The following is a 22,252-nucleotide window of genomic DNA, read 5'->3' on the forward strand; positions in this document are numbered from 1 at the left end:
TTATTTTTATTTCGTTAAAGAATTTGTCAAATCTCCAAATAACTCTACATAAGTTTGAATTGATTCATTTGTATAGGTATCATTTGGTGCATACACTATATGTTCATCAGTAACAGCTTCTATATTTTTAAGAGCAGGTGAATTATCTATTACATCTTGAGCAGGTACTGCATCTTCAGATGAGGAAGTTGCCGCATCACGGTCAAGTACAAATATCCAATCCGGATTACTCTGTGCTATTGCCTCTACTGAAATATCATCACCTTTATGGTCAGAGGTAGAGCCATCAACGTCTAATGCTGACTTCCATCCAAAAATTTCATACATTGGACCCCAAACACGTCCTGAAGTAGGTGCTGAAAAACCAATCTCTCCACCGGAAACTACAATACTCATAACCCTATCTGTCCCATTATATGCGCTCTTAGCATCTTCTATCGACTTATCAAAATTCTCTATTAATTTTTCTGCTTCATCATTTTTATTAAATATTTGTCCCAATGCAATTGTTGAATCTTTAAGACCATTTACTAAACTCTCGCCTGCTGCCCCATTTTCTCCTGATACATCAAAGCTAAGGTCAATTACTACAGCATTTGGAACAAGTTTTTTTATATCTTCATAGTAGTTACTAAATCTCTGTCCAACAATTACAAGCTCAGGATCTACTGCCGCAATAACTTCAAGGTTAGGTTCTTTGTGGCTTCCAATATCCTGAACAGATTCATTCTTTACATATGGTGAGTCTTTCGGCATTACACCTTTTGGTGCAGCTGCCAATTTAATATCCCAATCAGATAGTGTCTCAAAAGTTCTATTGTCCAGTGCAACTACATTTTTGGGATTTATAGGAACTGTAACCTCTCCATGAATATCTTTTATTACTACTGATTCTACGGATTGTTGTTCTATTTCAGCATCTTTAGAACCATTATTCGCTTTTCCACAACCTACTAGAAATACCATCAAAGCCATCGTCAATACTGTTAATTTTAAAAATTTATTCTTTTTCATATAATTTCTCCTTAATATACTTGATAACAAGCAAATTTTTTGTTTCTTATTTATCCGATAATATTTAATTAAAAAATCACAGCTTTATATATTCTTATGTATCATCTCTCCCTTATTCTATTTTGTTTTTATATTAATACATCTTTAAATTCAATTTCCTACTTCATATTCCTATGTTATTAATTTAATTGGTAGTTATTGATAAATAGTATCATTTTGAATTGTACTATATTAAATTAATCATTGTCAATAGATTTTTAATTTACAGCTAAAAATAACTTTATTAAATTGTCGTTTATCTCCTATAAATAACTTGACAATTAAGTAATTTTTCATACAAAAAAAGACACTCACTTCTGAATGTCTCGTCTATATTTATCTATTATTTGAAAATTTTATACTAAAAATTTCAAATTTTTCTATTTAATCCCACTACTGATTCAATGTGAACACTGTTACAAAACATATCTACTGGTTGAACAAGGTCCACACTGTATTTTTCACTTAGCAGTTTTAAATCCCTTGCCTGTGTTGAAGGATTACAAGATATATAGGAAATTTTTTCAGGTTCAATTTTAAGAAGTGTTTCAATTAACTCTTCATTTAATCCCGTTCTTGGTGGGTCAAGTATAATTTTATTAAAGCTTAAATTTTCATCTTCAAGAAGTTTTTCAACTATTTCTTCTGACTTGCCACAAATAAATCTAACATTGTCAATGTTGTTTAACTCTGCATTTTCCCTTGCATCTTCTATTGCATCTTCAACAATTTCCACGCCTACAACTTCTCCAGCATTTTTAGCCCCTAGAAGTGTAATCGTTCCTATTCCGCAGTATAAATCCAACAGTGTATCACTGTTTTTTAAATCTAAAAAGTCTATTGCAGTGTTATAAAGTTTTTCAGTTTGACTGTGATTTACTTGAAAAAACGACCTTGGAGATAATTTAAACTTTAACCCTAAAAGTTCTTCTGTTATAAATTCTTCACCATATAGTTTTTTAAATTTTTTCCCAAATCTATAGTGCCCACTTGTATTTTTATTTTCAAAAACTGCCACAACTTTACTGTCGATTAAATTTGGAAGTAGTGTGTTAAACTTCTTTACTTCTCCACTTGTGACAAATACTATCATTACTTCTCCAAGATAGTTTTCTCTAATTGAAACAGTATTTACACTTTTAAGTCCATTCCAATTTTTCAGTATTTTTATAACGTTATTTATCTCATCTTTTGCAATTATGCACTCGTTTATCTCTACAAGTTCTCTTGAGTTTTTCTTGTAGTAGCCCAGTTTTCCGTCTTGAACTTTAAGTTGAATATTATTTCTATATCTATAGGGAGTTTTCATTCCAAGTGTATCATTTACAGGACTATCCACCCCGCCAATTCTTCTTAAATCATTTTCAACTTTTGTCTTCTTCCAAAGTAACTGTTTTTTGTAGTCATACTCTAAAAAGTCACAACCTCCACAGCTTTTTGAATATATGCACTTTGATTTAGTTCTATCTTTAGAATTATCTACAGTTTCTATAACTTTAGCTGTATAGTAATTTTTCTTATCTCCAATAATTTCAGCTTCAACAGTATCTCCAATTATTCCCCTGTCTAAGAACACTGTCTTATTATCGTACTTTGCAACTCCTCTTCCCTTGTAGTCAAAATCTATTATTTTTAATTTCATATTTTTCACTTTAACTTCTTCTTCAATACAATTTTTTCAGGATAGAGTTCTACTAATTTATTTTTATAGAGAGCTCCCTCTGCCCTTTTAAATGCAGATTTAGAAAGTCCTGTAATTTCTTTTATAACCTCAGGGTCGGATTTGTCACCTAAGTTTAAAACACCGTCATTGTCCTCAATAAATTCTAAGAGTATTTCTGCATCGTAGTTCATTTGCTTATAGGCTTTTTCTCTAAGAGTAAGTGTTATTTTTCCATCTCTTAAAATCCTCTGAACTCTTGCCTCTACAACGTCTCCAATTTTATAAATTCCCTTTAAATCCTCACTTAAAATCATTCCGTCGTATTCATTGTCTATTGCCACATATGCGCCCTTATCACTTTTGCTGTAGATTGTACCTTTGACAATGTCATTTATTTTATATTTTTCATCGTCATTTCTCTTTAGTCTGTCGCCAATTCTAGTTGTAACGCAAAGTCTGTCAGATGTGTCAATGTAGAGTATCATTAGATATTCTTCATGCTCATTTATTCTACCAGGAGTTTCCTTATATGGTAAAAAGGCATCTTTTTCCAAACCTATGTCTACAAAGTATCCATATTTTGTCTTTGATACTACTGTTAGTTTTTTCATCTCTCCAACTTGAATTAATGGCATTTGTTTCGTTGCTACTCTATTGCCATTTGAATTGTCATATACAAATACTTCAAGTTTTTGGCCGGGCTTAAGTTCTTCTTCATCATGTTTAGGCAGAAAGATATCTTCGTTGCCATCTGTTAAATAGGCACCTATCTTTGTAATATTTTTAACTGTTAAAGTGTGTTTTCCTAATTTCATTTCATCTTCCTCTCAATTTCTCTTGCTTCTTCTAAACCTCTTCTAAGAATATTGTCCTTAACCACTTCATAGTAGTTCAACTGTTTTAAAACAGACAAACTATAGTAGGTAAACTCAGGATATATTCCAAGGTCTGTGATTATTTTTACAGCTGCCGGATAGTTTACCAAGGGGTAAAAATAAGATAGTAATATTCCAAATTTTACTGCTTCAACTGTAGTGACATCTCTCATTAAAAGTATTGAAAGCCCTGCAAGTTTCTTTTCTTCAAATACTTCCAGTGAAAATATAAAGGACTCAAATTCAGGAAATGCTTCTATTGCCCTCTTGTCTTTAAAGTACTCACATATTAATTCTACACTTGAATGGTCTCTTTTATAAAATTTTAAAATGGCTTCATTTAACTTAGTGGTATCTATTCTACTGGTCTTTTCGCCATCCAGTATTTTAATTTCATAATTGCCTCTATTGTCCTCTTTAAAATTCTCACTTACTATATTTAATTTACTTAAGTTACTATTTTCTTCAGCTTCTATAATTCTTTCATATATACTTTTTTCTTTAAAAGTGTTTTCTTGCTTTTTCTTTTTAAAAAAATTGATCATTTGTCACCTAAATTTAATCCCTTTAGTGCATCAGCAAGTGTATTGTTTATAGCTTCATTTCCACTTTGTTTTTGAAGGTATTTTTTTACATCTGTCTTAGACATCTTATTTTTATTTTCTTTAAATTTCTTGTCCATACTGCCCTTAGATTCTCTATAGCCACAAGTTTCACAAATATAAGTATCATTGTCCTTTAAAAACTTTAACTTCTTATGACAGTTTGGACATCTTATATTAGTTAAAATTGAAATAGTCTTTTTATATCCACACTCTGCATCTTGACACACTAAAAGCTCTCTATCTTTTCTATTTACTCTAAGCATCAACTTGCCACAGTCAGGACACTTTGTAGTAGTTACATTTTCATGTTTAAATTCGTATTTGCTGTTTTTAATTTCTGTTACATTTTCTTTTGAAAATTCTCTGATTTCAGTTAAAAAAGTTTGATCTTTTAACTGGCCACTTTCAATTTTTTTAAGTTTTAACTCCCAGTCTGCTGTCAGTTCAGGGCTCTTTAGCTTTTCAGGAACTAACTCTAAAAGTTGTCTTCCCTTTCCTGTGGTTTTAAGGCGTCCATCATTATTTTCAACCAAATCTGAACTATATAATTTTTCAATTATATCTCCTCTAGTTGCAACTGTTCCTATTCCTCCCGTTTCTCTTAGAGTTGTAGCTTTTTTCGAACTAATATTAGAGGCGTACTTTGCCGGGTTTTCCATTGCCAAAAGTAAGGACCCTTCATTAAAGTATGAAGGTGGAGAAGTTAGCTTTGATGATTTTTTTACAGAACTCACCTCAACTTCACTGCCCTCTTTTAAATCATATAACCTTTGATTTTCATCTATTTCCTCTTCATAGTTATCTAAGAGCTTATATCCAAGGTCTATATCAATTTTGCCCTTAGCTATAAAATTATGTCCCTCACAAGTTGCATAAATTTTTACTTCTTTATATTCATAGGGATTTAGTAAATGAGATAAAAATCTCTTTGCAACTAAATCGTAAATTTTTAACTCTTTATCACTTAGTTCATCTATTCTAAGAGTTTGTTCTGTAGGTATAATTGCATGGTGATCACTTACTCTTTTATTGTCTACAAAGTTTTTACTGCCCTTTATTTTAGTCTTCAGTATTTGATTTGCATAAGGCCTATACTTTCCCGTGCTCATTGCCCTTAGTCTTTCTGGAATAGTGGGAACTATATCGTCAGTTAAGTACTTTGAGTCAGTTCTAGGGTATGTCAACACCTTGTGTCTCTCATATAAGTCCTGCATTATATTTAATGTTTCCTTTGCTGAAAACCCAAACCTCACATTTGCATCTCTTTGCAAATTCGTTAAATCATAGAGTTCTTTAGGATATTTCTTTTTTATCTTTTCTTCTGCTTTAGTAATTTTAAGTTTTTTGCCTTTTACACTCTCTACTATACTATCTGCTTTTTCTTCACTGCTTATAGACATAGAATTTTTATCATCTATATAGCTAAAGTTCATCGTCTTAGTTGAGACGTTAATATTAAAATACTTCTTTGGATTAAAATTTGTTATTTCATCTTCGCGCATTTTAATAATATTTAAAGTGGGAGTTTGAACTCTACCACAAGATAATCTTGCGTTGTATTTAAGTGTAAGCGCTCGTGAACCATTTATCCCAACAAGCCAGTCTGCCTCAGACCTTGCAAGAGCACTTAAGTATAGATTATAGTACTTTGAACCGTCTTTTAAATTTGCAAAGCCCTCTTTAATCGCCTTATCTGTAACAGAAGATATCCAAAGTCTTTTAAGGTTTCCCTTGTAGCCTGACATAAGTAGTATTAGCCTTGCCACAAGTTCTCCTTCTCTTCCTGCGTCTGTTGCTATAACTACTTCTGATATATCTTTTCTATTTAAAAGCTCTTTCACAGTATTAAACTGAGCTCTTGAATTTTTTATAACTGTAAATTTCATTTTATTTGGCATTATTGGAAGGTCGTCCATATTCCACTTTGCATATTGTTTATTATATTCTTCAGGTGTTGAAAGTGTAACTAAATGGCCCAGTGCCCATGTAACTATTTTATCTTCACTTTCAAAATAGCCCTTTTGATTTTTATTAACTTTTAAAACCCTTGCAATATCTCTTGCAACTGATGGTTTTTCTGCCAGAATTAACTGTTTTTTCATATTTTTCTCTCCTCGTCAAAAACATTTTAACACATACCTATAAATTACTAAAGGTCTTTATTTCAAGCTCTCTATATGATAATCTATCATTATGAAAATAAATATTTATGCTACATCAGATGTGCATGGCCACATTTATCCCTATGACTACGCTGCCAATTGTAGTTTAAACCACAGCCTTGCACATATATATAGTTGTTATGAAGAAGATAAAACCGAATATAAATTAATTGTGGACAATGGCGACATTATTCAAGGAAATTTTGCAGAGCTATTTATTGACGAAGTTCCAAATCCAGTTGTAAATGTTATGAATAATATGAACTACAGCATTTGGAATATGGGCAATCATGAGTTTAATTTTTCTTTTCCAAAGCTAAAAAAAATCATTTCAAACTTCAACGGCACTGCCCTAATGGCGAATTCAAATAGTGCATTTTTTAATAAGTACAAGACTGTTAAAATTGGAGGTATAAAAATATCCTTTATAGGTATAAATACTGTTCTAATTAATGAATTTGAAAAAGAGGAATCCCTTGCAGGTCTGGTAATAGAAAATCCCGTTCCAATACTAAATAAGCTAATTAAAGAACTTGCAAATGAATCTGATATTTTAATTGGAATGTTTCACATGGGACTTCAAGATGAAAACTCAGTTCCCAACTCAGGTCTTTACTCTGTCTTGGACAATATTAACTCTCCTCAGCTATTTGACGTAATTGTATGCGGTCACACTCACAAAGACATTGAAGAATTATTTTACAAAAATATTTTAATAACTGAAACTTCTGCCTATGCAAATACAGTTTCAAAGATAGAGTTGGAATTTGACGAAAAAAAATTAATTAATAAAAATTCAAAATTAGTTGACCTTTCAAATTTTAATCCATCTGAAAAGATTTTAAAATTATATGAGCCCTATCACAAAAAAATATTGGAGTATACAAATGAGACCATTGGATATGTTAGTGGAATTGTAGGAAATTTTAACTACGACTTAGAGGACAACCCTTTAAATCACTTATTAACTGAAATTATGCTTCAAAATTCTAAAGCAGATGTAGTTGCCTTTCAAATTGACAATAAAAACGCAGTGTTAAAAAACGGTCCTTTAAAAAGATATAATATGGCTAAACTCTACTCCTATGATGGAGGAGAAGTTACATCTTATAAAATTACAGGACTTGACCTTAAAACCTATATTATTTGGAGTTATGATTACTTTGACTACAGTGAAGATACAAACAGTATTTCTGTAAACGAAAAAAGAGCTCTCTTTAAATACAAGACTTTAGATGTATTTGGCAATATTAACTATGCAATTGACTTAAAAAAACAAGGTCAACACAGATTAATTGAACTTAAATATTTAAATGGCATTGATGTTTTAGATAGTGATGAGATTATCATTGGAATGAATGAGTATAGAATGAACTTTTTAATTTCAAAGAAAGGCCCTTTAAATGGAAAAACTTTTGATAAAACAGCTTCTACAAAATATATTGACAAACACTTTCACAAAAGAGGAACTATTAGAGAATTAGCTGAAGATTATTTTAATACTCTTCTAAATAAAACTTATATATATGACAATAAAGTTAACTTTTTAATCAAATACTAGATTCCTTTAGTATTTGATTAAATTTTTTTAAGTACTTTTAAAATCTAATACATACTAAATATTTACTTAAAATACTATTTTCAGTTTAAACAATCCACTTTATAATAAAACTTTAATCATAAGTGTTGAAAAATACTGCTTGACGTTAAAGAGGGAAAATCTTAGATTTCCTTTGCTCTCCCTCGAATATTTAAAAATCTTTTAAAAAATAAGGATTTATATCTAACTTGAAAGGAGCCTTTAGGCTCCTTTCTGAGTGAAGACAAATACTGCAAATTATTTTTATTGCATCTTTCCTATAAAAATAATTAACTTTGGAATTTTAATAAACTTTCAAATTAAAAAACAACTAAACTTATTAAACAACCCAAAAGCGTTTCAGAGGTGTAGCAGTAAATTCTTTCCACTCGCTAATGCTCATGGAGAATTCTTGCATAAAATCTATTACGAAATCGTAGATTTCTATAGATTGTTAAATGGGAGGGTTTGGGAGGGCATGAGGAGAAATTGAAGTGCACCCCAAAAGTTAGACATAAAATACTAATTTTTGGAGGTGCATTTTTGTATGGCTAAATATGATTTGGAAATAAAAAAGAAATTTATTGAATTAATGTTATCTGATAGATATTCTATCACTTCTGCATCCTATGAGTTGGGTATTTCATGTTCTTGTGGTAGTAGATGGTGGAGAATGTATAAGTATCATGGAGAAAAATGTCTGGATACTAAGCCTAAAATATATTCTGGTGAATTTAAGCTTTATGCAGTAAAATATGTACAAGATAATAATTTATCCATAGCCCATGCTTCAGCAATATTTGGAATTCCGGGAACGGTTACTCTTAATAAATGGATAAAGAAATATAACGATGAAGGAGAAAGTGGACTATTAAGTAAAAGTATCTGGAATCCACAAAAAAGCGAAATGAAAAAAGATAAGAATAATACTGAATATGAGGACTTTGTTGAAAATAAAACAAAAGAGGAATTAATTTTAGAAAACACAAGATTAAGAGCTGAGGTAGATTACTTAAAAAAATCAATAGCCTTAAAAGAGGGGAAACTGAACTCACAAATAGAGAAAAAACATTGGTAGTAAACTCTTTAAGGCATAATTATGACTTAAAATTACTATTTGAAATAATAGATATAAAAAGGTCAACTTTTTACTACCATCTGAGTAAAATAGATATTCCTGATAAGTATTTATATGTTAAAGATAAGATTGTAGAAATCTTTAATTATAATAAGGGCAGATATGGATATAGAAGAATTACTCTTGAACTTAAAAATCTAGGTATTTTAATCAATCATAAAACGGTTCAAAGACTTATGAAAGAATTGGGAATAGTTTGCAAAGTAAGAATTAAAAAATATAAATCATATAAAGGGATGGTTGGTAAGATTGCTGATAATTTAATAAATAGAAACTTTACAGCAAGTAAACCAAATGAAAAATGGGTAACTGATGTAACAGAAATTTCAATGTTTGGTGAAAAACTCTATCTTTCTCCAATTTTAGATTTGTATAATGGTGAAATAATAAGTTATTCAATAAATAATAGACCTTGCTTTGAACAAGTAATGGAAATGTTGGATATAGCATTTAAAAAACATAAAGATTTGGAGGGATTGATATTTCATTCAGATCAAGGTTGGCAATATCAACATAGAACATATCAATCTCGTTTAAAAGGTAGAGGAATAAAACAAAGCATGTCTAGAAAAGGAAATTGTCTGGACAATGCAGTGATGGAAAACTTCTTTGGTTTGTTTAAGTCAGAATTGTTGTATTTACAAGAATTTGAAAGTATGGAGCATTTTAAAAAGGAGCTAAAAGGATATATCAAATGGTATAATGAAAAAAGGATTAAAAGCAAATTAAAAGGAATGAGTCCTATTAAATTTAGAACTCAATCCTCTGTTGCTTAAATTAATGTGTCCAACTTTTTGGGGTCAGTACAAATCGCAATCTCCTTCGCCCTCCCAAAAATTTTAAAAATAAATTTGAAATCAAATGGAAAATATAGATAATATTATGTTTATTTATACTTTGTCAACAGTCTAAAAGGAGCCTAAAGGCTCCTTTTAATAAAAATTTTATTTAATATCTAAAAATTAAGTTATGTCTTTATTCTTATTACTACTATTATTAGAATTATTGCTTTCAGAACTCTTTGGCTTTCCCTCTCCAATTAATACAACTCTATCTTGTGCTATATAATTTGAACTGGAAATCTTTTCTGACTTAACCACACTTCCATCTTTTACAATTTCCTTGTAAGTCACATAGTGATACCCTTTGGAACCTGCTTTTTTTACTTGGCTTTCGCCTTCTTCTAGCTCCGTTGAATACTGATTTATCACTTTAGGTTGTGCTGTTGACACTAATTTTGGAATAATTTCAACTTCATAGTCTCTGTCTGCTTTGTTTCCAAATATTTGAAAAGTAAGTTCACTTTCGTCTGCATGAGCCTTTATATATAAATTGTGGTCTGTATTATTAATAAATTTTAAATCCTTGTATCCATGCACAACTGCCGCATCTGTTCCCAAGGGAACATAAGATATAGGCCTACTGTGATTATACCTTTCAGTTACTTCTAAATCTGATTTTATTAGTGCATTATATAGAGTTGTAGAAACCTGACAAATTCCTCCGCCGATTCCATTGTCAAACTCTCCATTTACTATTACTCCGGCTTCTTTAAAGCCCGACTCCGAACTAATATCTCCAACTGTATCGTTGAAAGACACTTCTTCAGATGGTTTAATTAACAAGTTGTTAAAAAAACTTGCTCCCAGTGCAATATTTTCTTTTCTATTTTTATTAGATCTGGCGTAGTCAGTTGAAAACTCCACTAAAAGTCCATCTATTCCACCAAAATCACTGGCCAACACTTCAGGGTTTGAATTTATTATTGGAAGTTCAATTTCTTCTTCACTTCTAATATTTGCATTCACAAGCTCTCTTAACTTATCTGAGTCTACATATTGACCTTGTTTCTCCTCTGATAAGGCAAATCCATGCTCCTTTGAATAAGTCATTGTGGCATTTTGCGGTTCAATATAAGCCTGCGTTACCAAGTTGTTTATTGAATCGCTTACATCTTGTGAGTTAAAACTCTCCTCAACTTTAATATTTTTATTTAAAGTTCCCGAGCTAATTACATTAAAGAAATTTACAATAGGATTGTCTTTTCTACCAATTTGATACGCTTCATCTACAGCACTTTTAACATCTGCTGTAAACCCTAAATCCACATAACTTATAGAATAAGTTTGCTCTCCCGATTTAAACTTTAAACTTAAATTTTGTCTATCTTCCTCTTTAGCTTCTTCTATCTTTTTTATTGCCTCTGCTTTTGTTAAATTTTCAACACTTACTCCATCAATTTTAACTCCACGATGAATTTTTTCGTTTTTCATCTCGCCATTAAAATATATAAGTGCAATAAAAAGCAATAAAAGTATAGAAGAACCTCCTATAATTATATTTTTCTTCCGCATTATCCAACTTTCCTTAAATAATATCTACAATAACTTCTTATCTCACATTCCTCACACATTGGGCTCCTTGCCTTACACACTCGTCTTCCATGAAATATTAACAAGTGATGAGCCAGTGTCCAAGACTTCTTTTCAATTTTTCTTTGAAGAACTGCTTCAGTTCCCTCAACATCTTTTTCATCTACAAATCCAATTCTATTTGCAAGTCTAAACACATGAGTGTCAACTGCAATAGCCGGAACACCAAATGCCGTTGATGCAACTACATTTGCCGTCTTTTTCCCAACTCCCGGAAGAGTCATAAGTTCATCAATAGTTTTTGGAACCTCACCGTCAAATTCTTCAATAATCTTTTTTGAAGTCAATAGTATATTTTTTGCCTTATTTCTATAAAATCCACAGGGCTTAATAATTTTCTCAAGTCCCTCTAACCCCAGCTCCAAATAATCTATGGGCTTGTTGTACTTTTTAAACATCTCACTGGTAATACTGTTTACCCTTACATCAGTGCACTGCGCCGAGAGAATTGTCGCCACTAAGAGCTCAAAGGGACTATTGTGATCTAGCTCGCAATGAGCATCGGGATAACATCTTTCGAGAATCTCCAGCACTTCTTTTACTTCTTTTTTAGTTAATAATTTTCTCATAGCCACCTATAATATTTCTATATTTACACTTATTATTTCCACATCTGCAAAGTCGTCAATAAAATCTATGACCTTGTCCAACACTTCATTTGCATGTGAAGTATTATTAGTTACTACTGCTATTCCCAAAGTGGATTTTTGCCATAGTTCATTACTACCCACTTCTGCCACAGAAATATTAAATTTGTTTTTTAATCTTTCAATTAAAGAATTTAATATCCTTCTCTTTTCCTTTAAACTGTTTGGAGAGAACAGCCTTAACTCTATTTTACAAGTTCCTATAATCATAAAATAATTATAACATAAAAAATATTTATTAAATGAAATTTACCAAAATGTAACTTATTGTCTATTGACAATTTTTATAACTGTATATATAATCTAATCATAAACTATAACAGTTATAACAGTTGGTGAATAATATGAATATTTTAATATCAAGCAAAGAAAAAATCCCGATTTACGAGCAATTGGTAAATTCAATAAGAACAGAAATCTTAACGGGCAGAGCTAAAGAAAATGATCCCCTTCCCTCAATTCGTTCCCTATCTAAATCTCTTGAAATTTCTATAATAACAGTAAAGAGAGCTTACGACGAACTTGAAAAAGAAGGGCTTATATTTACTCTGCCCGGAAAGGGCAGCTTTGTCAGCGCTCAAGAAATCGAACGCATTAGAGAATTTAAAATGGTTGAACTTCAAGAAGAACTTTCAGACATATTAAACTCTGCAAAAGAGTACGGCATTTCCAAAGAAACTATAATTGATTTAATAAAACTTTTATGAGGTGGTACTATGTTAGAACTAATTAATGTAAGTAAAGATTATTATGACTTTGAATTTGAACTTAAAAATGTTTCCTTTAACCTTGACGAAGGCTATATTATGGGACTAATTGGCCCCAATGGTTCAGGAAAAACCACAATTATTAATTTAATAATGAATGTTATTAAACCCACAGGTGGCAAAATAAAAATATTCGGACTGGACAACACAATCGAAAACAACGTAGCAATAAAAGATAACATAGGTTTTGTATTTGACAAGTCAATTTATCCTGAAAAGTTAAACTTAGACAAGCTGGGCTACATCTATAAAAATCTGTACTCTAACTTTGATGAAAAGTACTTTGAAGAATTAATTAAACAGCTAAACATTCAAAAGCTAAAAAAACTTGGCGAGCAGTCAAAGGGAAATCAAATGAAATGTCAAATTGCCCTCGCCCTCTCACACAATGCAAAACTTATATTAATGGACGAACCTGCATCAGGACTTGACCCAATTGTCAGGCGAGAACTTATGAAAATACTCTTAGAATATAGAGAGAGAACAAATGCCGGAATACTATTTTCAACTCACTTAACTGAGGACTTGGAAAATATTTCTGACTATATAACTTTTTTAGACAATGGAAAGCTTGTATTTTCTAAGAGCATTGAAGAAATGAGAGACGAGTACAAGATACTCAAGTGCACAATTGAACAATCCAAGTCTTTAAATGAATCTGACTTCTTTGGATTTGAAAAAAACGAATACTACTTTAAAGGCCTATTTGGCAATAAAAACATCTTAATTCCAGAAGATGCTATAGTTGAAAATGCATCTATTCAAGACATTATGTACTACTTAAATAGGAAGTGATACTGTGACAAACTTTAAAAAGCTTTTAAAAATAAATTATGGAATTGGAAAGGGAGTTTTCCAAGGGATATTTACTATGTATCTTATTGCAGTTGGACTTGTTTTATTGCACAGTCTGCCAAATATTAATCCAAGTCTTACTGCTTCAATTTTAAGAGGAGTATTTTATATATTTTCTACAGTTATATTATTTTACATTCCTTTAATGCAACTTAATAGAAAATTTATGATTTCTATTCCAATTGACAATTTAAATACCTATCCCCTTAGTATTTTTATCTCCCAAGTAGCTGTGTTAATTCCCTTTTATTTAGTTTATTTAATTCTAGCTATATTTCTCAATGAAAGTTTTTATACAAGTGGAATGGTTTGGAGTGTAAATATATTATTTTTTACTTCTCTGCTAAAAACCTATTATAAAGACAATGTTCACATAGATAAAGAGACAAAAGAGTCTGTTCAATTTCTTTTAACTTTTATTTGTATTTTAGTCTTGGCTCTTTTAGGTGAGTTTTTATTTAAATCTATAAGCAAATATATAGAGCTTTCTATATTTTTCACAATACTTCTATCTATAGCTCTACTTCTTAGAGTTTTGACATTTAAAACTAAAATGGTATATAGAGAAAATATACAATTAAAATATAAATCAAAAAACAATAAAAAACTAACTTTTAAAAAAGAAAGCAAGCTTAGTTTAATATTTAAACTCAAAAAGTGGAGTGTAATAAAGTCTAATGATATTATTTTATTTCTATTTACTATAATTTTTATTATAGTAAAGTTTTTAACAAGTGATTTAACTATAACAGATAAAATATACTACCCAATATTATTTTTTCCTTTTTTATTTATTTCACTATATGATTTCCCTAAGATTTATAGTTTAACTATAGGGATTCCTATTGATATAAATAAAATGTGTAAAATTGAAAAATTTATAAAATTAATAATGTTCACAGTTACAATATTATTAATTTATATATTTTTTTCTATAACTAAGATTAATTTATATGAAAATTTTATTAAATGTTTTATGAGCAGCATTATAGTTAGTTTATTTATATTAAGTATTTATGAATTTTTATTTAGTAATATATCAACACTTTTTTGGAGCTTTGTACTTATTGGAAATATAAATTCAAAACATCTCATGATACAAAATAATTATATTATAATTGCTCTATTTATAATTGCAATATCACTTTACTTTTTAAGCTATATATTTTTTAAAAATTCAGTAAATAAACATGGTATACAGATTATTGTCGGAAAATCGAATTAATTTTAATTAGGAGGTGTAATTATGAAAAATTTTAAAAAACTGCTGATTGCAAATCACATTACTGCAAGAGGAATGTTTAAGGGAATATTTATTACTTATCTTTCCTTTATATTCTTTGCATTTTTAACTAACTATAGAACTTTTGGTAGCGACATTGGGAAAATGGCCTTTATAACTCAAATCTCTGCTTACTTTATCATTGCTTCAATAGTAGCTCTAGTTTATATTCCACTAGTTGAACCCAATAAAAAATTGTTGCTATCCTACCCTTTAGATAGTCTTAAGCTCTATCCTTTTAGTTTACTAATTTATAAGACTTTTATATTTTTAAGTTTTTACTTAGTTTACTTAATTATAGCTTTTATTTTTAAGGACAAACTGTTCTTTAACTTCTATATTTGGATATTAAATATATTGCTATTTACTACAATTTATCAAATTTCAAAAAGTGGTAAATATCCTAAGATTTTAACTTCTATATTAATAGGTTTACTTTTATCAAATGTATTTTTAGGAACTAATATATTTAATATATATAGCATATTCTTTACAGAAAACACTACTTACTTAACAGCCAGCCTTATAATATTTGTAGGACTACTTGTATATTTATTTATAGTGTCACTTAAATTTAATAGCAAAAACAAAGCTGTTAAAAGTAAAAGACATAAGCTTGATAAAAAGGTTAAATATGAAAAAGATACAAATTTTAACTTTCTATTAAAATTAAAATCTTGGAGTAGTATAAACTATTCAAATGTATTAATGTTTGCAATTTATCTCTTTATATTAATTGACGTTATTATAAAGTCTACGAGTACTTCTGAAATAGTATTTAAAACTTTAATGCTAGTTCCAATATGTATTATATCTATTTACGACCTATTTGATGTACACGAAATGTTTATTGGAGTTCCCATTAATTTAATAAAGTTTCACATTTTTGAAAGGAGTATAAAGTTCGTTATATACGCTGTATCCAGTTTATTTATTGTATTAATTGCAAATTTTGTATTTCCAATCTTTAATGCTGGCAATATAAATATATACATTAGTGCAATTGCATTTGGTTTAATCACTTATAGTATTTATGAGCTTCTTAATATAATTAGCAAAAATGCAGTATTTATATTTTGCCTTACAATATCAATACTTTCAAATATGCTCTTCCAACACCTCAGTTTAAAAGTAACTATTTTCTTTGCCATCGTAAGTATTATTATGATGATTGTGAGCTTTAACGGGACAAAGAAATTTGTTGAAACAGGCACTTCAATACTTCCACCAGTTAAAAATATGTAAATATTTTAAAAGAGCCTTTAAAGGCTCTTTTTTATATTACTTACTTATAATTTAATCTTCCAGATATATTTGTCTGGCTGTCTTTTCATCAACTTTATAGTAGTCTATTCCCCCTATCTTCAAATCAGCTCCTGGAATAGTAACTATAGATAAATTTTCTTTATCTAAATACTTATAAGCGTAATACGCTAAGGATATACTCTCTTTAAAATCTATATCTGTTTTTGCCTCTTTATTAAATAGAGATACCATTTCCGGAAGTTTAAATATATTTTTAGGTTCTTTTATCTTATTTAAAAGACTTAGTAAGAACTCCTGTTGAGCATTTATTCTGCCAAGGTCCGGAATTGCATATACATTTCTAGTTCTCAAGTAACTTACTGCATTATTTCCATCTAAGTGATTAGGTCCTCTTTTTAAATCAATAACTAGCGGAGGTACAGTCCAATCATCTTTGTAGTAATAGTCATCATACTCCCAATTTATATCTATTCCACCTAAGGCATCTATAATATCTGCCACTAATTTATAATCTACTTCAACGTAATAATCTAAATTTATATCTAATAAATCCTCAACTACTTCTTTAGTTGTATCAATACCACCTAAAAAATATGCCGCATTAATTTTTTGGTGTCTTTTCTTTGAACCCGGCAAGTATTCAAAATAAGTGTCTCTTGGTATAGATATTAAATTTGCAGTATTTAATTTTTTATTTACTTTTAGTACCATCATAGTATCTGTATGTACAGGTAGGTCTTCACTTTCATTTTCCACAGTTGAAGATGTTTCTTTTCCCACCAACAAAATATTTATAATATCTTTATTTAAAAATACATCCTTATCTAAATTTTTATCAATATTTGTTAGGAAGTAAACACTTCCAGCAATTAATACAATTAAAATTAATAGTACAACTATAAAAGTTCTCTTGATTATTTTTCCCATAAATTAAGCCTTCTCTCTATTATTTTAAACACCATTATACCACATGTTCTTAAGATGCTTAATTTCTAACTTTACCGGTTTTATTATAAAAAAAGAACCTGTTAACAGGCTCTTATATTCATAAAATCTTTAAACTTTATAATTAGTACTCTAATTTTATAAAATTTTTAAATTCTTCATTTCTCTTTACTCTATCTAAATTTCTCTTCTTTCTATCTTCATATCCTGCCATAATTTTTTTCTCTTCTTCTGATTCAGGAATAATCTTAGCTAAAGTTTCACCTTCTTTTAAATTTGTAGCAACAAAGGTGTAAAAACAATAAGCTCCTAAAAATCTCTCACCTGTAATGGCATCTTCTCCAAAAAATTTAATAAATATCTCCATAGATTTATTTCCCACACCTGAGATAAATGCCTCTGCCAATAAAAAGTCTCCCAAGTGAAAGGGTTTTATAAAGTCAAAGGAATCTACTGATGCCGTAATTACAGAACCTCTCACATGTCTTATTGCCACTGAGCCGGCTAAGTGGTCTGCATAGTCTAAAAGTCTTCCTCCGTATAAATTTTTCTTTTCATTTAAATCTGACGGCATTATTATATAAGATGTCTTTACTTTGCTATCAGACGTTGTTTTATAATTGTTATTTTTATAGTTATCTTGCAATTTGTGACCCTACTTTCGTATTGTTTTTTAACAGTGTTATATTGGCCTTCAAGGAGTTTTCGCCTATTGCCTTTAACACTTCTAATAAGAAAGGCGCTTTATTCCTTTCCCTTTATATTTTATTTCTTGCCTTAATTAGTACATTTTTTATGGCACTAATTATTTATTTTCATCCATTTCCATATGTTTTTAATTAATTTCTCACTTAACACCGACAATTTCCTCTTCAACATTTTTAACTGTTAAAAAGTCACTGCTCGTCCTAGCTGATTTAAGTGTAACTCTGCTTGCTGCTGATGCAAATTCCATACACTCTTCAGCGCTGCAACCATTTATATGAGAATATACATAACCTGCCATAAAGGCATCTCCAGCCCCTGAAGGATTTATAACTTCTACAGGCTTAGCTTTTATAAATATTTCACTTTCTCTATCTACATATACACTTCCTACAGCTCCCAAAGTAATTGCCACTGTCTTTACGCCCTTATTAATTAATTCTCTTCCTGCAAGTTTTGCACTCTCTTCATCTTTTATTTCCATGCCACTTAAACACTCAGCTTCAGATTTATTAGCTTTTAAAAAGTATATATTATCTAAGAGTCCAATAAGTTTTTTGGACTTATTTACGGAAACTGCATCTACAAAGTGTTTTTGTTCAATATTTTTTAAAATATATTTCAATGTATCTTTTCTTAAATTTGTATCAATTACACTTACTTCTGCATTTTCTATTATCTGTTTTCTCTTTGATATAAGTAGTGGCGTAAACTTTTCCATTATATCCATATCATTTATTGCAATATTCATATCCCTATTTTCATCTAATATAGCTAAATATACTGATGTATTGCTGTTATGGATTATAAACATATTTCCCGTGTCAATATCTAATAAGTTCAACTCCGCCAATATATTTTTTCCTCTTTCATCTTCTCCAACGACTGAAATTAGAGAAGTTCTAAGTCCCAATCTAGCTAAGTTTTCTGATATATTAAGTCCTGCTCCTCCAGAAGATTGCATTACATGTCCGGAATTTGAATCGCTTTTTTCTATAAGTTTTTCATTTGAATAACCTACAATATCTATATTTGCTCCTCCAACTACAGTAATATACGGTTCATCTCTTAATATATAGCATCTTCCCAATATATATCCCTGTTTACTTAAATTGTTAATGTGAACAGCTACGGAAGATCTCTGTATATTTAAAATATCTGCAATTTCCTGTTGCGAAATAGTGGGATTTTGTTTTATTAAATCCATTATTTCACTTTCTCTTGGCGTCAAAATATCACCCTTTCTATATAATGTTTCTCAAACTTATATAAAATTTTTAAATTTTTTATCAAGTAATATATAATTATATCATATTGACTCTGCAACATTGAACTTACTTTTATAAGCTAAAATACTTCTTCAGAAAATCTTCACTTTCTAAATCTTCCTCTGTAAAAACTTCAATTCCATTTTCTTTAAAGAGGCTTGTAGTAATTCCATCTCCACTTTTAATATTTCCTGAAAATGTGCCGTCATAAATCTTTCCACATCCACAAGATGGACTTCGCTGTTTTAATAGAGCTGTATTTATATTCAAAAACTTTAAAATTTCTAAACTACTCTCTGCACCTAATTTAAAGTTTAAAGTATTATCCTTTCCCTCTTTATTTATAACCCTGTTATTAACTATTTCACAAGGCACTCTGGGTGTAGTTAATCCCCCCAATTGTTCGGGGCAAATAAATTGAATATGTATATTATTTTCTTTTAACTCATTTAAAAAGTTTAAAACGCTTTTATTTTCAACTTTTTTGCCATCATATCTTGTATTAAACAAAAAACAAGCACTTATTGCTATTGATTTTCTCATAATAACTCCCACGTGACTTTAATTATCTTTTTTTAAATTATACTTATATTATAAAGCAAAAGAGTATCTACATATAGATAGATACTCTTTTTTAAAACTTCTAAACTTATATTGCGCTTAAATTTAAAATACATTTAATTATTTAATTAATTCTTTCCAATCTTCAATAATATCGCCAAGTGTTCTTCTCACTGATCTATGTGAATTACTTGCCTCTACTATATCAAAATATGACCAGCTGGAATTATCTAAGTCTTTAAAGTTTTTAACTCCCAGATTATTTAATCCATCTTTATCAACTTTTCTGTCTAGCATTTTATTTACCATTGTTGCCACTTCTTCTCTTGAAATGTCTTTTTCAGGTTTAAATGTTCCATCAGGATATCCATTTATCCAACCTTTACCAGTAACTGAACCAATATAACCTGCTGCCCAATGTCCTATTACATCTTCAAATGTTGAAGTCATATCTGCTAAACTGTTATATCTTGCTACTACTGCTGTAAATTCTGCTCTCGTTATTTTGTCATTTGGTCTAAAGCTTCCGTCTTCATAGCCTTCCATTATTTTGTTATCTGTTACAAAGGCTATATATTTAGCATACCAATCACTTGAATTTACATCGCTATAGTTTGCTTTAGATGTAGGAATATTTGCTTCTCCTACTTTTAATCTTGCAAATATTGTTGCTACTTCTGCTCTTGTAATACTGCCCTGTGCTCTTATTGTGTTGTCAGGATAACCGTTTAAATACGCAATGTGAGTTAACACTTCTTCAGTTTTTGGCTTTTCTTTACTTGTAGTTCCACCCCAAGTCCAACCTGTTCCTGAATCTTCACTATCTTTTTGCCACTGAGCGTAAAGTGTAGTATTTGCTGTTATTTTAAATGTATCTCCTGCTTTATAAGATATTCCACTTCCATCTGCCTTTGTATTCCAGCCTTTAAATGTATATCCTGCTCTTGCCAAATCTCCATTGGAAAGTATAGTTACATTATCATCTTCATCATATTTATTTTCATCTATTGGTATTTTCCCAGTTGTATTTTCAGCATTATTATCATAGGTTACCATATACTTTACAAATATTACATAAGGAACTTTTATATAATTTTCTTTTCTATAGATATCATATGGTAGTTTGCCATCCTCAGTTTGCCAACTACTTATTTCTGGTAGTTCATTTTTTCCAAAATTACTTATCTCGTTCATAGCTCTATGAATAAACTGAGGTAATGTCATATTTATAGGTTGTTGACCTGATCCCGGCATGCTTAGTGCTCCATATTGCGTGATTATAGTTGCATAAATCAAATCTATTACTTCATCTTTTGAACTATCTTCATTATCTTCTATGGTACTAATCACACCACTTACAATTTCTTGAAACCCTTCACTATCCCAAATTTCTTCTGGAGTTAAAAACTCATCACCATCTTTGTCTATAGAAAATTCTAAAAATGTGGGATCAAGTCCAAATAAGTCCCCGTTTGTTAAATCTTTTAATTTAAGTTCTCTAGATTTTCCAGGCTCTTCTTCAGAATATATATTATAAATCCATTCATTTTCTTCATCATACATATAGCCCAATTCTTTTGCTAACTTTAAATATTGGTTAACTTGGGCAATATATCCTTTAATATAATCAATATCTGTTTCTTTAATCCAATCATAAACTGCATTTTTCATCAATTTATAAGTTTCTTCTTTTAATAAATCTTCTTCTTTTATTTTTTCTGACAATTTGTCATATATCTTATCATAAGCTTCTTCTAAGTACTGTGTCTCTGAACTAGATTGTTTATTTCCTAACATTTGATAATTTACAAAAGGTGAAAAAACACGTTGTTGATAGTCACTATAATAGTTCAACATTCCTGTAGCAATCTCATTTTCATAATTTGCTTCTAAAAGATATTTATTATATACGTTTTTAAAATTATTATATAAATCATATTGCATGGAATATAGTTCGTTTAAAAAATCTTCTATATCACTTGATAGTATTTTATCTTTGCTTTCATATTTCGCTATTTGTTCAACTCTACCAGAACTTGTTTTATTCAAATCTTCATTTATAAAAGAATCTATATAGTCTGGTATATTTAAATTCCATTCTTCAAATACACTTTTTACCGAATCCTTGAAATATGATGTTGAGCTTTTTATATTCTCTTCTTCTCCAAATTCTATATCCGGATACTCATCAGTATTTACAGGGATTACTTCATGAAGTTTTATAATTTCTGTACCCTCACTTGCAACAACAATACTTGGTGCTATCTGGTTTATACCGATTATCATCACTAAAACCATCAACATAACTTTCAATGTTTTTTTATTTTTAAATTCCATAATTCTCCTCCTTTTAATTTGATAGATTGTAAAATTAAATGCGACACCTAAAATAAAAACTCATAACAAATTTGTATTTCGTGTAAAATGTTAATTACCACAAAAAACAATC

The 22,252-nt window shown here is 29.7% G+C and carries 20 protein-coding genes; 6 read left to right on the plus strand and 14 right to left on the minus strand.

Features of this window, described 5'->3' with window-relative positions:
- Nucleotides 1-6: 6 nt before the first annotated feature.
- The 5 genes from BUB47_RS02345 to BUB47_RS02365 all read right to left on the minus strand — a co-directional run bounded on the left by BUB47_RS02345 (nt 7) and on the right by BUB47_RS02365 (nt 6,298).
- A complete protein-coding gene (locus tag BUB47_RS02345; RefSeq protein WP_073183336.1) occupies nt 7-1,014 on the minus strand; it encodes a siderophore ABC transporter substrate-binding protein in 1,008 nt (335 codons plus the stop codon).
- 409 nt (nt 1,015-1,423) lie between these two features.
- Nucleotides 1,424-2,695 (minus strand): 23S rRNA (uracil(1939)-C(5))-methyltransferase RlmD, encoded by a 1,272-nt coding sequence (gene rlmD, locus BUB47_RS02350; protein ID WP_073183338.1) that lies wholly within the window; start codon nt 2,693-2,695, stop codon nt 1,424-1,426.
- 5 nt (nt 2,696-2,700) lie between these two features.
- A complete protein-coding gene (locus BUB47_RS02355; protein ID WP_073183339.1) occupies nt 2,701-3,531 on the minus strand; it encodes a CvfB family protein in 831 nt (276 codons plus the stop codon).
- Nucleotides 3,528-4,136: a hypothetical protein gene (locus BUB47_RS02360; protein WP_073183341.1), complete on the minus strand. Its 609-nt coding sequence runs from the start codon at nt 4,134-4,136 to the stop codon at nt 3,528-3,530. Before BUB47_RS02360 ends, BUB47_RS02355 begins: the two co-directional genes overlap by 4 nt.
- On the minus strand, nt 4,133-6,298 hold the full coding sequence (locus tag BUB47_RS02365) for a DNA topoisomerase III (RefSeq protein ID WP_073183343.1): 2,166 nt from the start codon (nt 6,296-6,298) through the stop codon (nt 4,133-4,135). The genes BUB47_RS02360 and BUB47_RS02365 overlap by 4 nt, the downstream gene beginning before the upstream one ends.
- A gap of 91 nt (nt 6,299-6,389) precedes the next feature.
- On the opposite strand from BUB47_RS02365, the gene BUB47_RS02370 reads away from it, so the two are divergent.
- Both BUB47_RS02370 and BUB47_RS10215 read left to right on the plus strand, forming a co-directional pair.
- Nucleotides 6,390-7,919 carry a bifunctional metallophosphatase/5'-nucleotidase gene (locus BUB47_RS02370; RefSeq protein ID WP_073183345.1) on the plus strand — a complete coding sequence of 510 codons (1,530 nt, stop codon included), beginning with the start codon at nt 6,390-6,392 and terminating at the stop codon, nt 7,917-7,919.
- A 565-nt stretch (nt 7,920-8,484) separates the two neighbouring features.
- Nucleotides 8,485-9,851 (plus strand): IS3 family transposase gene (locus tag BUB47_RS10215; RefSeq protein WP_407639555.1). Its coding sequence is split into 2 segments (ribosomal slippage): nt 8,485-8,959 and nt 8,959-9,851, totalling 1,368 coding nucleotides; the frame shifts between segments, so codons are not numbered across the junction.
- A 186-nt stretch (nt 9,852-10,037) separates the two neighbouring features.
- Here the strand turns inward: BUB47_RS10215 and BUB47_RS02385 are convergent.
- Genes BUB47_RS02385 through BUB47_RS02395 form a run of 3 tightly spaced genes read right to left on the minus strand, consistent with a single transcriptional unit; the run spans nt 10,038 to nt 12,364 of the window.
- A complete protein-coding gene (locus tag BUB47_RS02385; protein WP_073183348.1) occupies nt 10,038-11,429 on the minus strand; it encodes a VanW family protein in 1,392 nt (463 codons plus the stop codon).
- Nucleotides 11,429-12,076, minus strand: coding sequence for an endonuclease III (nth, locus tag BUB47_RS02390; protein ID WP_073183350.1), 648 nt, complete (start codon nt 12,074-12,076; stop codon nt 11,429-11,431). Before nth ends, BUB47_RS02385 begins: the two co-directional genes overlap by 1 nt.
- 6 nt (nt 12,077-12,082) lie before the next feature.
- Complete coding sequence (locus BUB47_RS02395; protein ID WP_073183352.1) at nt 12,083-12,364, minus strand: DUF503 domain-containing protein; 282 nt, start codon at nt 12,362-12,364, stop codon at nt 12,083-12,085.
- A gap of 134 nt (nt 12,365-12,498) precedes the next feature.
- Here BUB47_RS02395 and BUB47_RS02400 point away from each other — a divergent pair, with 134 nt between their 5' ends.
- The 4 genes from BUB47_RS02400 to BUB47_RS02415 are packed head-to-tail and all read left to right on the plus strand — an operon-like array spanning nt 12,499 to nt 16,303.
- Nucleotides 12,499-12,861 carry a GntR family transcriptional regulator gene (locus BUB47_RS02400; RefSeq protein ID WP_073183353.1) on the plus strand — a complete coding sequence of 121 codons (363 nt, stop codon included), beginning with the start codon at nt 12,499-12,501 and terminating at the stop codon, nt 12,859-12,861.
- A gap of 9 nt (nt 12,862-12,870) precedes the next feature.
- On the plus strand, nt 12,871-13,716 hold the full coding sequence (locus tag BUB47_RS02405) for an ABC transporter ATP-binding protein (protein WP_073183355.1): 846 nt from the start codon (nt 12,871-12,873) through the stop codon (nt 13,714-13,716).
- A gap of 4 nt (nt 13,717-13,720) precedes the next feature.
- Nucleotides 13,721-15,001 (plus strand): hypothetical protein, encoded by a 1,281-nt coding sequence (locus BUB47_RS02410; protein WP_073183357.1) that lies wholly within the window; start codon nt 13,721-13,723, stop codon nt 14,999-15,001.
- A 21-nt stretch (nt 15,002-15,022) separates the two neighbouring features.
- Entirely contained in the window at nt 15,023-16,303 is a 1,281-nt protein-coding gene (locus BUB47_RS02415; RefSeq protein WP_073183359.1) for a hypothetical protein, read from the plus strand.
- 51 nt (nt 16,304-16,354) lie between these two features.
- Here BUB47_RS02415 and BUB47_RS02420 read toward each other — a convergent pair whose 3' ends face one another.
- The 6 genes from BUB47_RS02420 to BUB47_RS02440 all read right to left on the minus strand — a co-directional run bounded on the left by BUB47_RS02420 (nt 16,355) and on the right by BUB47_RS02440 (nt 22,140).
- On the minus strand, nt 16,355-17,251 hold the full coding sequence (locus tag BUB47_RS02420) for an LCP family protein (RefSeq protein ID WP_073183360.1): 897 nt from the start codon (nt 17,249-17,251) through the stop codon (nt 16,355-16,357).
- A gap of 142 nt (nt 17,252-17,393) precedes the next feature.
- The gene (locus BUB47_RS02425; RefSeq protein ID WP_083529037.1) at nt 17,394-17,915 is read right to left on the minus strand and encodes an acyl-CoA thioesterase; all 522 of its coding nucleotides are present in this window, start codon (nt 17,913-17,915) and stop codon (nt 17,394-17,396) included.
- The gene (locus BUB47_RS10220) at nt 17,905-17,994 is read right to left on the minus strand and encodes a pseudouridine-5'-phosphate glycosidase (RefSeq protein WP_143270585.1); all 90 of its coding nucleotides are present in this window, start codon (nt 17,992-17,994) and stop codon (nt 17,905-17,907) included. Before BUB47_RS10220 ends, BUB47_RS02425 begins: the two co-directional genes overlap by 11 nt.
- A 122-nt stretch (nt 17,995-18,116) precedes the next feature.
- A complete protein-coding gene (locus BUB47_RS02430) occupies nt 18,117-19,205 on the minus strand; it encodes a PfkB family carbohydrate kinase (RefSeq protein WP_073183362.1) in 1,089 nt (362 codons plus the stop codon).
- A 109-nt stretch (nt 19,206-19,314) separates the two neighbouring features.
- Complete coding sequence (locus tag BUB47_RS02435) at nt 19,315-19,785, minus strand: 2-thiouracil desulfurase family protein (protein ID WP_073183363.1); 471 nt, start codon at nt 19,783-19,785, stop codon at nt 19,315-19,317.
- Between the two features lie 138 nt (nt 19,786-19,923).
- Nucleotides 19,924-22,140, minus strand: coding sequence for an S-layer homology domain-containing protein (locus BUB47_RS02440; protein ID WP_073183365.1), 2,217 nt, complete (start codon nt 22,138-22,140; stop codon nt 19,924-19,926).
- Nucleotides 22,141-22,252: the final 112 nt, after the last annotated feature.

It is taken from the genome of Anaerosphaera aminiphila DSM 21120, assembly GCF_900129925.1.
In the GTDB taxonomy this organism is placed as follows: domain Bacteria; phylum Bacillota; class Clostridia; order Tissierellales; family Peptoniphilaceae; genus Anaerosphaera; species Anaerosphaera aminiphila.

Excerpts from the sequence above, each read along its gene's own strand:
- BUB47_RS02345 (WP_073183336.1), bottom strand. The coding sequence starts at position 1,014 with ATGAAAAAGAATAAATTTTTAAAATTAACAGTATTGACGATGGCTTTG.
- rlmD (WP_073183338.1), bottom strand. The coding sequence starts at position 2,695 with ATGAAATTAAAAATAATAGATTTTGACTACAAGGGAAGAGGAGTTGCA.
- BUB47_RS02355 (WP_073183339.1), bottom strand. The coding sequence starts at position 3,531 with ATGAAATTAGGAAAACACACTTTAACAGTTAAAAATATTACAAAGATA.
- BUB47_RS02360 (WP_073183341.1), bottom strand. The coding sequence starts at position 4,136 with ATGATCAATTTTTTTAAAAAGAAAAAGCAAGAAAACACTTTTAAAGAA.
- BUB47_RS02365 (WP_073183343.1), bottom strand. The coding sequence starts at position 6,298 with ATGAAAAAACAGTTAATTCTGGCAGAAAAACCATCAGTTGCAAGAGAT.
- BUB47_RS02370 (WP_073183345.1), top strand. The coding sequence starts at position 6,390 with ATGAAAATAAATATTTATGCTACATCAGATGTGCATGGCCACATTTAT.
- BUB47_RS02385 (WP_073183348.1), bottom strand. The coding sequence starts at position 11,429 with ATGCGGAAGAAAAATATAATTATAGGAGGTTCTTCTATACTTTTATTG.
- nth (WP_073183350.1), bottom strand. The coding sequence starts at position 12,076 with ATGAGAAAATTATTAACTAAAAAAGAAGTAAAAGAAGTGCTGGAGATT.
- BUB47_RS02395 (WP_073183352.1), bottom strand. The coding sequence starts at position 12,364 with ATGATTATAGGAACTTGTAAAATAGAGTTAAGGCTGTTCTCTCCAAAC.
- BUB47_RS02400 (WP_073183353.1), top strand. The coding sequence starts at position 12,499 with ATGAATATTTTAATATCAAGCAAAGAAAAAATCCCGATTTACGAGCAA.
- BUB47_RS02405 (WP_073183355.1), top strand. The coding sequence starts at position 12,871 with ATGTTAGAACTAATTAATGTAAGTAAAGATTATTATGACTTTGAATTT.
- BUB47_RS02415 (WP_073183359.1), top strand. The coding sequence starts at position 15,023 with ATGAAAAATTTTAAAAAACTGCTGATTGCAAATCACATTACTGCAAGA.
- BUB47_RS02420 (WP_073183360.1), bottom strand. The coding sequence starts at position 17,251 with ATGGGAAAAATAATCAAGAGAACTTTTATAGTTGTACTATTAATTTTA.
- BUB47_RS02435 (WP_073183363.1), bottom strand. The coding sequence starts at position 19,785 with ATGAGAAAATCAATAGCAATAAGTGCTTGTTTTTTGTTTAATACAAGA.
- BUB47_RS02440 (WP_073183365.1), bottom strand. The coding sequence starts at position 22,140 with ATGGAATTTAAAAATAAAAAAACATTGAAAGTTATGTTGATGGTTTTA.